The 13138-nt window shown below is 66.8% G+C and carries 13 protein-coding genes; 4 read left to right on the forward strand and 9 right to left on the reverse strand.

Annotated elements, in window-relative coordinates; all coding sequences use genetic code 11:
• Nucleotides 1-13: 13 nt before the first annotated feature.
• Nucleotides 14-547: a hypothetical protein gene (locus tag ACDC67_RS11455; protein ID WP_376693263.1), complete on the reverse strand. Its 534-nt coding sequence runs from the start codon at nucleotides 545-547 to the stop codon at nucleotides 14-16.
• A 178-nt stretch (nucleotides 548-725) separates the two neighbouring features.
• Between ACDC67_RS11455 and ACDC67_RS11460 the strand changes: the two genes are divergently transcribed.
• Nucleotides 726-1388, forward strand: a complete 663-nt coding sequence (locus tag ACDC67_RS11460) for an SEL1-like repeat protein (RefSeq protein ID WP_376693265.1) — start codon at nucleotides 726-728, stop codon at nucleotides 1386-1388.
• Nucleotide 1389: 1 nt separating this feature from the next.
• Here the strand turns inward: ACDC67_RS11460 and ACDC67_RS11465 are convergent, their stop codons facing one another.
• A complete protein-coding gene (locus ACDC67_RS11465) occupies nucleotides 1390-2757 on the reverse strand; it encodes a leucyl aminopeptidase family protein (protein WP_376693267.1) in 1368 nt (455 codons plus the stop codon).
• Nucleotides 2758-3173: 416 nt separating this feature from the next.
• A complete protein-coding gene (locus tag ACDC67_RS11470) occupies nucleotides 3174-3653 on the reverse strand; it encodes a DUF2937 family protein (RefSeq protein ID WP_376693269.1) in 480 nt (159 codons plus the stop codon).
• Nucleotides 3654-3858: 205 nt separating this feature from the next.
• On the opposite strand from ACDC67_RS11470, the gene ACDC67_RS11475 reads away from it, so the two are divergent.
• Nucleotides 3859-4956 carry a GGDEF domain-containing response regulator gene (locus tag ACDC67_RS11475; RefSeq protein WP_376693271.1) on the forward strand — a complete coding sequence of 366 codons (1098 nt, stop codon included), beginning with the start codon at nucleotides 3859-3861 and terminating at the stop codon, nucleotides 4954-4956.
• Here ACDC67_RS11475 and ACDC67_RS11480 read toward each other — a convergent pair.
• From ACDC67_RS11480 to ACDC67_RS11500, 5 genes are all read right to left on the reverse strand, one after another.
• Nucleotides 4950-5576 (reverse strand): ABC-type transport auxiliary lipoprotein family protein, encoded by a 627-nt coding sequence (locus ACDC67_RS11480; RefSeq protein WP_376693272.1) that lies wholly within the window; start codon nucleotides 5574-5576, stop codon nucleotides 4950-4952. The two genes, ACDC67_RS11475 and ACDC67_RS11480, sit on opposite strands and share 7 nt — an antisense overlap.
• Complete coding sequence (locus tag ACDC67_RS11485; protein ID WP_376693274.1) at nucleotides 5573-6535, reverse strand: MlaD family protein; 963 nt, start codon at nucleotides 6533-6535, stop codon at nucleotides 5573-5575. The genes ACDC67_RS11480 and ACDC67_RS11485 overlap by 4 nt, the downstream gene beginning before the upstream one ends.
• A 2-nt stretch (nucleotides 6536-6537) precedes the next feature.
• Nucleotides 6538-7335: an ABC transporter ATP-binding protein gene (locus ACDC67_RS11490; protein WP_376693275.1), complete on the reverse strand. Its 798-nt coding sequence runs from the start codon at nucleotides 7333-7335 to the stop codon at nucleotides 6538-6540.
• A complete protein-coding gene (locus tag ACDC67_RS11495) occupies nucleotides 7332-8444 on the reverse strand; it encodes an MlaE family ABC transporter permease (RefSeq protein WP_376693276.1) in 1113 nt (370 codons plus the stop codon). The genes ACDC67_RS11490 and ACDC67_RS11495 overlap by 4 nt, the downstream gene beginning before the upstream one ends.
• 103 nt (nucleotides 8445-8547) lie before the next feature.
• On the reverse strand, nucleotides 8548-9903 hold the full coding sequence (locus ACDC67_RS11500; protein ID WP_376693278.1) for a Do family serine endopeptidase: 1356 nt from the start codon (nucleotides 9901-9903) through the stop codon (nucleotides 8548-8550).
• A 221-nt stretch (nucleotides 9904-10124) separates the two neighbouring features.
• Between ACDC67_RS11500 and ACDC67_RS11505 the strand changes: the two genes are divergently transcribed.
• The gene (locus tag ACDC67_RS11505) at nucleotides 10125-10724 is read left to right on the forward strand and encodes an HNH endonuclease (protein ID WP_376693279.1); all 600 of its coding nucleotides are present in this window, start codon (nucleotides 10125-10127) and stop codon (nucleotides 10722-10724) included.
• Nucleotides 10724-11677: a 5'-3' exonuclease gene (locus tag ACDC67_RS11510; protein WP_376693281.1), complete on the forward strand. Its 954-nt coding sequence runs from the start codon at nucleotides 10724-10726 to the stop codon at nucleotides 11675-11677. The genes ACDC67_RS11505 and ACDC67_RS11510 overlap by 1 nt, the downstream gene beginning before the upstream one ends.
• On the opposite strand, the gene ACDC67_RS11515 is transcribed toward ACDC67_RS11510, so the two are convergent.
• Nucleotides 11634-13073 carry an NHL repeat-containing protein gene (locus tag ACDC67_RS11515; protein ID WP_376693283.1) on the reverse strand — a complete coding sequence of 480 codons (1440 nt, stop codon included), beginning with the start codon at nucleotides 13071-13073 and terminating at the stop codon, nucleotides 11634-11636. The genes ACDC67_RS11510 and ACDC67_RS11515 overlap by 44 nt on opposite strands.
• Nucleotides 13074-13138: the final 65 nt, after the last annotated feature.

Here is a 13138-nt window from a genome sequence, read left to right on the forward strand (position 1 = left end):
TATCAGTAAAGGACTATTGTTCTTCGTCCTGCTCCTCGTCGCCCTCGGTTTCCTCTTCGGCGCGTTGGGCCAGGCGATCCCAGGCATCCCCGGCGTCCTGCCAGGCATCGCGCGCCCGGGCGCTGGCGCCTTCCCAGCTGTCATCGGCGAAACGGCTGGCCTCTTCCCAGGCGCTTTCGGCACGCTCCTGCGCGACCTCGGCCGCCTCGCGGGCTTCTTCCCAGGCCTCGCCGCCTTCTTCCTCGGCAACGGCCAAGGCCTCTTCGGCCTTGACGCGCGCTTCCTCGGCCAATTCGCGAGCGCGTTCCCAGACCTTCTCGTGCATGGCCTCATCGTTCGCGTCCGGGCCGTCCTCGACGAACTCCTCGAGGTCTTCCCGGGCCTCTTCGGCACCCTGCTGGACTTCCTCGTAAGCCTCTGCGGCTTCCTCACCGGCCTGCTCGACCTGCTCGGACGCCTCGTCACCGGCCTCTTCCATCTCGTTCGCCTCTTCGGACTGGCAGGCTGCCAGCACCAGAATCATCGACAGGACCACGAAATATCGCATTCTCTTTCTCCTCGAAAAGCGCTTGCAGTGCACCCATGCGCACCTGTGCTTATCCTAACGCCATTCCGCGCTGACAGCAGCAGTTTTTGCCGGCCTCGAACGGCCGCATTCGACAGCGCCACGGGGCTTGTGGCAGGATTTGGGCCAGCTCAAACGAATGAGTCGGGCGCATGAAGGCATGATGATGACAAAGTTCGCAACAACTTTTGCAGTGGTGGCACTGTTCGCCTTTAGCCCGGCGACGGCCGAATCCCCGTTCAGGGTGGCCGAACACACGCCGGGCTACTCCTTCGCCGTCGATGCGCAGGAGTCGTGGGAACACGGGCGCTACTTCGATGCCCGCCATCGATTCCAGCGCGCGGCCTGGTGGGCCGACAAGTTCGCCCAGTACAACCTCGGCGTGATTCACTACCGCGGCGACGGCGTGGATCGCGATCCAAGCCGGGCCTGGGCCTGGTTCGACCTGGCGGCAGAACGCGACTACGGCGCCTTCGTCGAAATGGCCGACGCCGTCTGGGGCGAGCTCGACGAAGAGGCTCGCCGGCGCGCGAAGACCATCCGAAGGGAACTCGAACCGCGCTACGGCGACGAGGCGGCCGTCGAGCGAACGGCGAAGTACATGGAACGCCAGCGCCGCAGCGTGACCGGATCGCGGGTCGGGTTCGTCGGTTTCCTCCAGGTCGTGGACGCCTCCGGCAACGTACGCAGCGGCGACGAGTTCTACGCCGAGGAAAAGTGGGACTTCCGCCAGGTCGTGCAGCAGGAGAAGCAGATCTTCGACGCCATGGCCAACGCCCGGGTCAGCATCGGCGAGTTCAAGGTCGTCGAGGACGACGAGTAGGTCAGACTTCGCCGCCGTACACGCCCTGCAGCCACTGCCACATGCTGCGCAGGCCCTGCGCCTCGCCACCGGCCGGGCGGCCGGGTCGATCCGAGAGGTTCCAGGCGTAGATATCCAGGTGGAACCAGTCGATCTCCTCGGCCACGAAGTGGTCGAGAAACAGCGCTGCGGTCAGGCTGCCACCGAACTTCGAGCTGCCGGTGTTGGAAATATCGGCAATCGCCGGCTCGATCTGGCGGCGATAGGGCTCGAACAGGGGCATGTGCCAGAGCGGATCCTCGATGTCGAGACTCAGGTCCTCGATGGCACGCGCCGACTGCTTGTCGCGGGCGTAGATCGGCGGCAGGTCCTCGCCCAGGGCGACGCGTGCGGCCCCGGTGAGCGTAGCGAAGTCGATGATGCGCTCGGCGCCCTCTTCGGACGCCAGGGTGAGTGCATCGGACAGCACCACGCGTCCCTCGGCATCAGTATTGCCGATTTCCACGGTTGTGCCCTTGCGGGTGTGGATGATGTCGGATGGACGATAGGCATTGCCCGAGATGGCGTTCTCCACGGCCGGGATATAGACGCGCAGGTTCACGTCCAGGCCCAGGGCCATGATGACCTTCGCCAGGCCCAGCACGTGGGCGGCGCCACCCATGTCCTTTTTCATCAGGACCATGCCCGACCCCGGCTTGATGTTGAGTCCGCCGGAGTCGAAGATCACGCCCTTGCCCACCAGGGCCAATGGCGGGGCGTCGGCACGCCCCCACTGCATGCGAATCAGGCGCGGCGCGCGGCTGGCCGCCTGGCCGACGACATGGATGGCGGGGAATTCGCGTTCCAGGCGCTCACCCTCGATGACTTCGCAGTCGGCGCCATGTTCTTCGGCCAGATCGCGCGCGGTATCGGCCAGCTCGGCCGGCCCGAGATCGATGGCGGGCGTATTGACCAGGTCGCGCACGAGGGCCGATGAATCGACCAGGACGCGGATTCGCCGCTCGTCGTCCGCTTCCAGGACCAGGCGCGCGCTCGGCCGCTCGACGGCCTTGTATCGATCGAAGCGGTAACAGGCCAGGCCCCAGCCAATGGCGGCTCTTTCCCGCTCATCCCGGGACCAGTCGCACTCGAGCCGATAGTCGCCCTCGGGCAGCGCCGCGGGCAAGTGCGCCAGGGACCAGAGTCGGTCGCCGGGTTCGCGTCCGGCCAGGACACGCTGCAGCCCGCCCTCCCCGTCGGGCACCAGCAGAAGACTGCCGGGCGCGGCCTGAAAACCACTGGCCTCGACCCAGGAACGCGTCGCGGCGTCGGCAGACTGCTTCCAGTTATCGAGGCTTTCGGCATCCAGGGAGTGGAGAGGGATGGACTGTTCGGGTGTAACGCTGAACATGACGGCTCCGGGTGAGTGAAACGAGGGCGCCTAGTGTACCCCGGCACTCATATTGTGACTTATAGCGAGTGCCTCAGGGGCCAGATGCAAGGCGCGATTGCGCCGGCGTAGTGGGGCTACGTCAAGCAATCGCAACACGGGCGACGGCTGCGCCCGCAAGGCTTTCTTCGCTTCGCGAATGCCGCCATGCGGCTTCGCCTGCCCTGCAGATGGCTCCTGAGGCGCTCGCCCGAAGGGAGCGCCGTACAAGCCCGATCGCGGCGTTGGCGCTCTTGCAAAGGGCACCACCCTTCCCGGCGAGCGCCGCCTTGCGCTCGGGCTTGTACGGCGCTCTATAAGTTACAAGATGAGTGACGGGGTACACTGGTGTACCCCGGCGCCGTGGCCGCAGCCGTCCGATCGGGCCGAAGGGGGCGTCAGCGCGACCAAGTCTTTCGACGCCGACGAACGACGGCCGCCGGCGATTTCACCAGCTCGTAGACCAGCAGGGCCACGACGACACCCACGCCCGTCCAGATCAGCGAGGGTGCGTCAACCGGTATCGCCGGCGTGAACGCTTCCCAGGCTCGCCGGGCAATGTCGGAATCGGCATGGCGCATCATCAGCATCGGCTGCACCAGGGGCGAGGCGTCGGCAATCGACGAATAGGTTGCTTCCAGTTCGGCCACGCGGTCGGAAAACCCGCGCACCGCCTGCTCGCGCTCGACATCGGTCAGCTCCGGCACCAGCACACCGCGCTCGACCAGCTCGAGTGTGCGGCGCGCCTCGTCGAGGTGGCCACCCAGTCGCTGCAGGTACGCCTGGGTATAAGCGGGCGCCTGCGACAGGCCCATTCCTCCGCCGGCACCGGACACCGCGCTACCGAGATTGTCGAACTTGCGACCCATCCATCCCATGCACCCAAGTCTCCGGCGGGGTTGCGGGCAAGTCAAGCGACGGTGATCGCGCCTGCCGCTTTGCGCCGGCAACTGACCGCCCGCGTCACCCCGTCCGCGGGTGGCAACAAGCGCCGAGTGACTGGATAGACGGCTCCGGACCGCGCTCATGATGACCCGCAGCAAGCCACGGGCTCATCTGGCGCAGAAATTGCATCTCGAGGGCATGGATACAGAAACCCGATCCCCCGAATTTCGACCCCGCCTCCTGTTTGTCGATGACAGCCGACTCATGCGCGCCTGCGCGACCCGAATCCTGGGCGACCGCTTCGATCTGCTGCTGGCCGAGTCGGCCGAAGAGGCCTGGGAACTGCTGCAGGACGACCCGAGCATCGCGGCGCTGTTCAGCGACCTGCACATGAACGGCAAGAGCGGCTTCGATCTACTCGAACAAGTGCGACAGTCCGACATACCGCACCTGGTCGACTTGCCGGTGGTGCTGATCACCGGCGAGGAAGACGGCGAAACGCGGCGCAAGCACGCCCTGATGCTCGGCGCCACGGACTTCATCTCCAAACCGTTCCAGTCGAGCGAATTGATGGCGCGGGCCAGCGCCTACGCGCAGACGAGCCGGTCGGCCAAGCGGCTGCGCCTGCTCGAACAGGCCCACCATATCGACCCCGCGACCGGGATCGGCAACCGGCGCTACTGCGAGGAACGACTGATGCAGGCCATGAGCTTCGCTCATCGTCACGGCCAGCCGCTGGTGCTGATGCACCTGCGCCTCGAAGGCCTGACCGCGCTGCTCGAGGATCTCGGGGAGCCGCACGCATCGCGAGCACTCAAGCGCATCGGCGACACGCTGGCTCGCCGCATCCGGCGCGAAGATACGGTTTTCCGGACCGAAGCCGAAACCTTCACCTTCCTGCTGGCGGCCACCGACGCGGAAGGGGCGCGCAAACTTCAGCGCCGCTTCCTGCCCGATCTCGACGAACTGGGCCTTTCGCCGGACGATGAAGCCCTCGCGGTCGAAGCCGGCTTCATCGTTCAGACCCCACCGCCCATGAACGGCCGCGACGGCGCGCAGATTCTCGAGGAAGGCCTGTCGGACCGGCCGGTCCCGGTCAGCCACGACGACGCCAGGGAATCGGCGCCGGGCATCGAACAGGCCCTGCGCATGATCGAGCGCGGCCAGGCCGATCGCGTCAAGCCACACCTCCAGACCCTGCAGGAGACACTCCAGCCCTTACTGGAAATGTTCGGCAACGCCCATCTTCTCGATCAGCCCAACGCCCGCGGAGACTCCAGCCGCCGTTCTCACTGAGCCGGATGCGACGGGCGCTCGTTCCGGGCCGCGTCCAGACGCGGCTCGAGCCATTCGGCAAGCTTTGCGAACACCTCGGCGATGGAACTTTCCATCGCCCCGACGGCGTCATCCACCGTGCCACCGGTCGAGGCGGTTCGCGCGTCGACGACGTTGACGTCCAGCAGCCGGCCATCGGCCGCAAACAGGCGCGCAACCATCACCAGCTCGGCCTCGAGCTCGTCGCCGCTTTCGACCAGTTCGAAACGGCGCAGGACCAGGTCCAGCCGGTGTTGCGCGGGCAGACTGCCGGCCCGCCCCACGGTGGCCACGCGACCGTCGAGAAACTCGACCAGCAGGCCCTGCAGCATTTCCGGGGCGCGATCGATCCAGGCGGCATTGGCCCAGGGCATCAGCGATCGCCCGCGCCGTACGAGGATGCGGGTGGAATCGCGCGAGCGGTCGGCTTCCGGCCGGGAAATCGCCAGCCGCCGGTCACCCGGACCAGGCTCGCGCGTATCGGCCGACGCCACCTCCGGCGCCATGAGTCGGTAGCTTTCCGTGCCGACACCGAGCGCGCAAGACGCCAGGACGACAGCGGCGATGGACAGGATCAATAGTCTGATCGGGCGAAGGCTCATTGCGGTTCGTACTCCTCGGGGCCCTGCCTGCCGAACAGGAATCCGGCCGGGTTGCGCTCGATTCGCTCGGTCAGGGCCGACAGCTCGTCGATCAGGTGCCGAAGCTCCTGCACGGCCGGGCCGAGCGGCGTGACGACGCGGTCTCCGAATCCGGCCACGGCGTTCTCGTTCTGGGCGACCATTCGATCGACCCGCTCGGCCGTCTCGGCCAGCTGCGTCATCGCATCGCGCAGGGCCTCGGTTGCCTGTGGGAAGGTCTCGAGCAGGGCGGGTTCAACGCGCTCGAGCGTCGACGACAGGTCGCCGACGGCGCGCCTGAGATCCTGCACCAGCGGGAGGACCTCCTCGCTGGAGCGGTGCAAGTTGCGAACGATCTGCCCGATCCGGTCACCCTCACCGGTGACGGCCCGGGTGAAGTTGTCGATGTTGTCGAGCGTGGCGGCGACGCGCTCGGCGTTGTCCTCGCTGAGAAAATCCAGCAGCCGAAGCATAACCTCGCTGGCCGTGCTGGCGATATCCTCGGAGGTTTCGATCAGGCGCTGCAGCCCCGATTCCTCGGCGATGATCACCGGCCGGCCGTCCTCCGGGCGCAGCGGCGGGCTGTCGGAGCTGCCGCCGCGCAACTGGATGGTGGAAACCCCAGTCAGACCCGACGCCGACAGGCGGGCGGTGGTGTCTTGCCGCAAGGGCGCCTGGGTCTCGATCCGGATCACGGCGATGACGCGACCGGGATCATCGGGCGACAGGCGCAGGTCCCGGACGCTGCCCATGTTGATGCCGTTGTATTGAACCGAGGAGCCGACATTGAGGCCGGTGACCGGCTGCAGGAAATGAACCTCGATTTCCTGCCAGGCCTCCTCGCTGGCCCAGCGCGCCGACCACAGCGCGCCGAGAACGAGCAGGACAGCGCCTGCCAGGGTGAAGGCGCCGATCAATACGTGGTTGGCCCGCGGTTCCATTTTCAGTTTCTCCCTTCGGCCTGCGACGGTCTGGCCTGGCGCGCGCGTGGACCGTGAAAATAGTCCCGGACCCAGGGGTGATCGAAATGTTCAACCTCTTCCAGGCGACCGCACACCAGCACGCGACGATCGCCGATGACGGCAATCCGGTCGCAGATACCGTAGAGCGTATCAAGATCGTGGGTGATCAGGAACACGGTCAGCCCCAGGGCATCGGCCAGCGTGCGCAGCAACTGGTCGAAGTCGGCGGCGCCGATCGGGTCGAGACCGGCGGTCGGTTCATCCAGGAACAGCAATTCCGGGTCGAGCGCCAGGGCGCGCGCCAGCCCGGCGCGCTTTCGCATGCCGCCCGACAACTCCGACGGGTACTTGCCGCAGGCGGACATCGAAAGACCGGTCAGGCCGATCCTCAGCCGCGCCAGTTCGCGCCTGAGTTCCGCCCCGATTTCGGCATGATGCGTCTGCAGCGGCACCTCGACGTTCTCGCGCACGGTCAGGGACGAAAACAGCGCGCCGTCCTGGAACAACACGCCGGTTCGGCGCCTGAGCGCCTGCAGGGCCTGCCCGCCGCCTTCGACGCGTCTTCCCAGCACTTCCACCACGCCGGCGTCGGGCGGACGCAACCCGAGGATGGAGCGCATCAGCACCGACTTGCCGCTGCCGGAGCCGCCCACCACTCCCAGTATCTCGCCGCGTCGGACATCCAGATCCAGGCCCTGGTGGACGACCTGCGCGCCGAAGCGGTTCAACAGGCCGCGGACGCGGACCGCGAGGTCGGCCGATTCCGCCGCGCCGCTCACCAGCCCATCTCCATGAAGAAGACGGCGGCCAGGGCGTCGATGACGATGACCAGGGTGATGCTCTGCACGACCGCCGACGTCGTGCGTTCGCCCACGGACTGGGCCGTGCCGGTCACCTTGAAGCCTTCGAGGCAACCGATCAATGCAATGGTCATGGCGAACAGGGGCGCCTTGATCAGGCCGACGAGATAGTGCTCAAGCGTGACGACCTCGCGCACCCGGGTCAGGAACATGTCCGGTTCGAGCCCCAGGGCGAGCACCGACACCACCAGGCCGCCGACGAAGCCCGCCAGCGTGGCCATCAGCGACAGGATCGGCAGCATCACGATCAGGGCCAGCAACCGGGGCAGCACCAGCAACACGACGGGATCGAGGCCGATCGTGCGCATGGCATCGATCTCCTCGCGCGATTTCATGGTGCCGATCTGGGCGGTGAAGGCGCTGGCCGTGCGCCCGGCCAGCAGAATGGCCGTCAGCAGCACGCCGAACTCGCGCAGAAAGGCATAGGTGATGAGGTCGACGACGAACAGCTCCGCACCGAAGTCGCGCAGGACGGTGGCGCCGAGGTAGGCCACCACGGCCCCGACGAGAAAAGCCAGCAAGGCGGTCAGCGGCAGGGCGTTGACCCCGGTCTGCTGCATGTGGAAAACCGTGGCGGTCACGCGCCAGCGCGCGGGTCGCCACACCGTCGCCGCCAGCCGGGCAAGGACCAGCCCGAGGAAACCGATCAGCAGCCTCATGTTCGCTGCGGCTCCAGCCACGGCCTGCCCGATACCGCCCAGCCACACGCGCCACAAGGGCGAGCGCGGCGATTCGCCCTCTTCGTCGCGTTCGAGCGTGCCGACCACGACATCGACCAGCGGCCGGTGCTCCTCGCGCAGCTCGATGCGGTCGGGCGACAGTGAGAGTTCGCGCGCGGCTCGCACCAGCAGCATGGCGCCGCCCGCGTCGAGGCGTCGAATGCCGGTCGCGTCGATTACACGGGCGCTGCCGCCGGCGGCCTCGACCAGGGCTTCCAGCGCCGCCACCTGGCCCAGCAGCCAGTCACCGGCTGCCAGCCAGCGGCCATCGTCGGCGTCGTCTACAACGAGCTGGGGGGCTTCGGCCATCGGCGCAGGCTGCCATCGTTCGAGAAACGATGACAACTTAGCAGAATTCCCGGCCGCGGAGACCGGGCCTGCTCGACGCCGCGGCCTTCCCTTTCGCCCGGGTTCAGTCGAAGGGCACGCGGTAGGCGCCGCCGCGCCTGCGGATTTCCAGCGTCAATTCCTCCCCGTCCTCGAGCGGGAATAGGTCGCGCAGCTCGGCCAGGCTTCTGATGCGCTGGCGATTGGCGGCGACGACCAGGTCGCCCTGGCGCAGACCCGCACTCCAGGCCGACGAGTTGCGGCGAACGTCCTCGACCAGCACGCCGGTGGCGCGGGCACGTTCCGGCACGCGCACCAGAGAGGCGCCTTCCAGCCGCTGGTCGAGCCGCTGGCCGGAAATCCGCTCGTCGAGGTCTTCCTCGATGACCACGCGCACGGAATCGCGCGCTCCATCGCGCAGGAACTCGACGCGCACCCGGCTGCCCACGGCCAGCAGGCTTTCGATATTGCGCAGCCCTTGCGCGTTCTCCACCGGACGCCGATCGATCGACACGATCACGTCGCCGGCCTCGACCCCCGCCGCCCGCAGCGCCGAGTCCTCCTCGAGACGGGTGACGACGGCGCCGCGGGTGGACTCGAGTTCGAGCGCCTCACGCAGCTCCTCGTCGAGATCCTGCACGTCGATACCGAAGGAACCGCGCCGGACCTCGCCGTGCTCGACCAGCTGCTGCATCACATGCGTGGCAGTGCTGACCGGGATGGCGAAACCGATCCCGACGTTGCCGCCCGAGGGTGTGAAGATGGCGGTGTTGATCCCGACCAGCTCGCCGCGCAAGTTGATCAGCGCGCCCCCGGAGTTGCCGGGATTGATCGAGGCGTCGGTCTGGATGAAGTTCTGGTACTCCAGCCCGCGCAGGCCGCTGCGACCCAGTGCCGACACAATGCCCGAGGTCACCGTCTGCCCCAGGCCGAAGGGATTGCCCACGGCGACCACGAAATCGCCGACCCGCAATTGGTCGGACTGGTCCAGCGGCAGCTCGGCCAGGTCGTCGGCCTCGATGCGAATGACGGCCAGATCCGTGTCGCGATCGGAGCCGACCAGCTCGGCCGCGATCTCGCGGCCATCCTCCAGCCGAACGGCGATATCGTCGGCATTGTCGATGACGTGATTGTTGGTCAGGATGTAGCCGCCGTCGGCATCGACGATCACGCCCGAGCCGAGGCTCTGCTGCACGCGTTCGCGCGGCATGCTGGGAAAATCGAAGAAGCGGCGGAAGAAGGGGTCGTCGAAGAACGGACTGGTCCGCACCTGCACACGGGTACGCGTATGCACGTTGACGACCGCCGGCATGACCGCTTCGAGCACCGGCGCCAGCGAGGGCAGGGGTTCACCGTCGACCGAGGCCGGCAAGGCCGCCGGAGCACTGCGCAGCAGGAAAAGCAGGGTAAGGGTGAGCGAAATCCGAAATGCGTTGTTCATCATCGACCTGTAGGCTTTGGATTGCGGAGTGGAACGTCGCCGCGTTGGACTGGCCTTGGCGGCAACAGGTTCACTCCATCTGGCGTGGCCCGGCCCCGCGAAGACGGGACCCGCGACGCGCAACGGCGGGGTTGCATTTGCCGGCAAAACCCGGATGATAGAGGCGCAGCGCGGGTTTCGCGACCCAACATCTTGGGTCAGTAAGGCCTCGAGAGCACAATATGCTGAACCTGGACCAGCAAGTATTGCGAACCGATGTGACCGGCATGCCGCTCGAATGGATCGGCTACCAGGATGCCGTTCGCCTGATCGTACTCGAACAGGTCTGCTACGCCCTGGGTAGCGTCCTCTACCGGCTGCACGGCGGCATCAATGCCAGCAGCGGCCGCCGGACCGAGATCCCGGTCAACGCCATCATCGCCACGCACGGCTCTCACCCGGACGCCCACCGGTTTTACGACCGCTATACCCCGCCGCTGTCCAACCGTGCGCTTTTCCGCCGCGACGAGAACCTGTGCCTCTACTGCGGTGAGCAGTTTCGCGACCGGGAGCTGTCGCGCGATCACGTGCACCCACTCGCGCAGGGCGGCGTGGATACCTGGGCCAACGTGGTCACCGCCTGCAAGCGCTGCAACAACCACAAGGGATCACGCAAGCCCGAGCAAGCGGGCATGCAGTTGCTCGCCATTCCGTTCACGCCCACGCACGCCGAGTACGTCTACCTGCAGGGCCGCCGCATCCTGGCCGACCAGATGGAATTCCTGCTCGCCCATTTCCCGCGCGACAGCGTGCTGCGCAAGCGACTGACAGCGAGCTTCTGATGGCCGACCGCTCCGAAGCGCCGGGCCAGTCGCCGGCCTACCTGGTCGACGCCAGCGTCTACATCTTTCGCGCCTGGCACAGCCTGCCCGACCGCTTCGCCGACCCGGCCGGCAACCCGACCAACGCGGTCTACGGATTCGCGCGATTCCTGTGCGAGTTGATCGAACGCACCAGGGCCGATCGCGTGGCGGTGGCCTTCGACGAATCGCTCACGACGTCGTTCCGCAACGAGATCTATCCGGCCTACAAGGCCAACCGGGAGAGCGCGCCGGAAGAGCTCAAGCGCCAGTTCGCCTGGTGCCAGGACCTGGCGCGAGCGCTGGGCCTGAGCGTCTGCGCCGACGGCTACTACGAGGCCGACGACCTGATCGCCACTCTCGCCAGCCAGTGCCGCGCAAGGGGGCAGACGGTTTGCGTGGTCACCGGCGACAAGGACCTCGCCCAGTTGCTGGTCGAGCGCGATCAGTGGTGGGATTTTTCGCGCCGCAAGCCGCTGGATTCAGGCGGCGTGCGAGACCACTTCGGCGTCCATCCCCACCAGATTGCCGATTTTCTCGCCCTGACCGGCGATGCCGTCGACAACATCCGCGGGGTCCCCGGTGTCGGCCCCAAGACCGCCGGCGCGCTGCTGGCGCGCTTCGGCAGCCTCGATGCGCTCTACGACCGCCTCGACGAGATTCCTTATCTGAAGATCCGTGGCGCCAGGACGCTGGGACCGAAACTGCGCGAGCATGAGGCGGCGGCGCGCCTGGCGCGCCGCCTGACGGGACTGCACTGCGAGGTGCCGAAACTTTCCGGCATCGGCGACCTGAACCGCGGCCCGGGCAACGCCGACGCGCTCGATGCACTGCTCGACGGCCTGGGCTTCGGCCGTCCGCTGCGCGAGCGGCTGCACCGCCTGCGCGATATCAGCCCTCGCCCGACTGCTGCCCCTCGGCCTGCCGACGCTTGAGTTCGTCGAGCATTTCCCGTCCGACGTTCTGGACCGAGGCATTGTCGACATCGATCTTCATGATCGGCACTTCGGGCAGCGCCGCCCTGGGATCGCCCTCGGCGTCGACATGTCGCCAGTGACTGACGGCCAGGAAATACAGGTCACCTTCGTCCATCACGCCGAATGTCGGCGTATCGAACTCCTCGCGCGCAGCCGCCAAGGGCGCCACACCGTCCACGCCCAGGCCGTCGGGGCCCAGTTCCAGGCGAACGACTCGCTCGGGCGAGATGGCGTTCTGAATCGCGACAAGGTGACCGTTCCAGTGAAACAGGCCGTCGATGCCGCCTGCGTTGAAGGTTTCCGGCACGGCCAGCTTCCAGGCCTGCTTTCCACCGGAGGCGTCGACGACGAAGATGCCCAGCTCATAGTCAGCCACGTAGAGCAGGCTGTCATCGTCGTTCAGGGCGAGTCCGCGCAGGCTCGTGAAATTGGGATGGCCGAAGAAAGGCTTGAGATCCTCGGCGCCGGGCGCGAGCCGGTAGACCATCGGCGACTGGGTGTCGGCGGCGAAAACCGCTCCGTCGCCGGCGACCGCCAGTGACCCGATCAGGTTGCGGCCGCCGCCGCTGCTGACGGGGTACTCGGCCTGGAGTTCACCGCTTTCGAGATCCAGCCGCAGCAAGGCGCTGCGCACGTCGTCTTCGCGTGCTTTTCCCTGAAATTGCGACACGCTGCCGGTAGCCACCCAGAGGTGGCCGCGTTCGGCATCGACGGCCAGGTCAAAAACCGCCTGCAACTGGGGCACATCCCCGGGGCTGGCAAAGGTTTCCCATGCCTCGCCGTCGTCGCTGGTCAGGATCAGGCCGTCGCGGACGGTGCCGACGAAAAACCGACCGTCATCGCCCACCGCCATCGCTTCCGGCATGGCGAACTCCGGATCCAGGGTGGACCAAACGGAAACATCGCCGAAGGGCTGGCCGGCCTCACTCATCATGCCGCTGAGATGATCGTAGAGGTCGTGCCCGCGCATCGGCTCCACCGCATCGATCTCGTCCCAGTTTTCCGAAAGCCCCTGCTGCTGCATCTTGAGCATCATGTCGTAAGCCTGGCGCAGGTTGCCGAGCCGGGCATGCCCCTCGACCAGGTGGCGCATGAAATCCTGGTTGTAGGGACGCAGCCGATGCAGCTCCTCGGTGGCCTTCACCCAGGCCTCGATATCTTGTTCGCGGTAGGCTTCAGCAGCCTTGCCGAACCAATGGGCCATCTGCTGCCCGGGAGCCGGCTGACCGGCCTGGGACGACGGCTCGGATGACTCCGTTGCCTCGTCGGTCGCTTCGGCCGCCGTCTGGGCGAGAGCGCCGGAGAAAACCGGCAGGCCGACGGCCAGGGTGAACACCAGTGCGGAAATACGCATAATCCTTCCTGTATTGAATACGTTTTAATGGTCGATTGCGAGCGTTGGGACTGCCAAACGCCCGA

It is taken from the genome of Wenzhouxiangella indolica (assembly GCF_042310355.1).
Classification (GTDB): Bacteria; Pseudomonadota; Gammaproteobacteria; order Xanthomonadales; family Wenzhouxiangellaceae; genus Wenzhouxiangella.

Coding starts and splice junctions, on each gene's coding strand:
- ACDC67_RS11500 (WP_376693278.1), bottom strand. CDS start 9,903: ATGAACAACGCATTTCGGATTTCGCTCACCCTTACCCTGCTTTTCCTG.
- ACDC67_RS11515 (WP_376693283.1), bottom strand. CDS start 13,073: ATGCGTATTTCCGCACTGGTGTTCACCCTGGCCGTCGGCCTGCCGGTT.
- ACDC67_RS11460 (WP_376693265.1), top strand. CDS start 726: ATGATGATGACAAAGTTCGCAACAACTTTTGCAGTGGTGGCACTGTTC.
- ACDC67_RS11480 (WP_376693272.1), bottom strand. CDS start 5,576: ATGAGCCTTCGCCCGATCAGACTATTGATCCTGTCCATCGCCGCTGTC.
- ACDC67_RS11510 (WP_376693281.1), top strand. CDS start 10,724: ATGGCCGACCGCTCCGAAGCGCCGGGCCAGTCGCCGGCCTACCTGGTC.
- ACDC67_RS11475 (WP_376693271.1), top strand. CDS start 3,859: ATGGATACAGAAACCCGATCCCCCGAATTTCGACCCCGCCTCCTGTTT.
- ACDC67_RS11495 (WP_376693276.1), bottom strand. CDS start 8,444: ATGGCCGAAGCCCCCCAGCTCGTTGTAGACGACGCCGACGATGGCCGC.
- ACDC67_RS11455 (WP_376693263.1), bottom strand. CDS start 547: ATGCGATATTTCGTGGTCCTGTCGATGATTCTGGTGCTGGCAGCCTGC.
- ACDC67_RS11485 (WP_376693274.1), bottom strand. CDS start 6,535: ATGGAACCGCGGGCCAACCACGTATTGATCGGCGCCTTCACCCTGGCA.
- ACDC67_RS11505 (WP_376693279.1), top strand. CDS start 10,125: ATGCTGAACCTGGACCAGCAAGTATTGCGAACCGATGTGACCGGCATG.
- ACDC67_RS11470 (WP_376693269.1), bottom strand. CDS start 3,653: ATGGGATGGATGGGTCGCAAGTTCGACAATCTCGGTAGCGCGGTGTCC.
- ACDC67_RS11465 (WP_376693267.1), bottom strand. CDS start 2,757: ATGTTCAGCGTTACACCCGAACAGTCCATCCCTCTCCACTCCCTGGAT.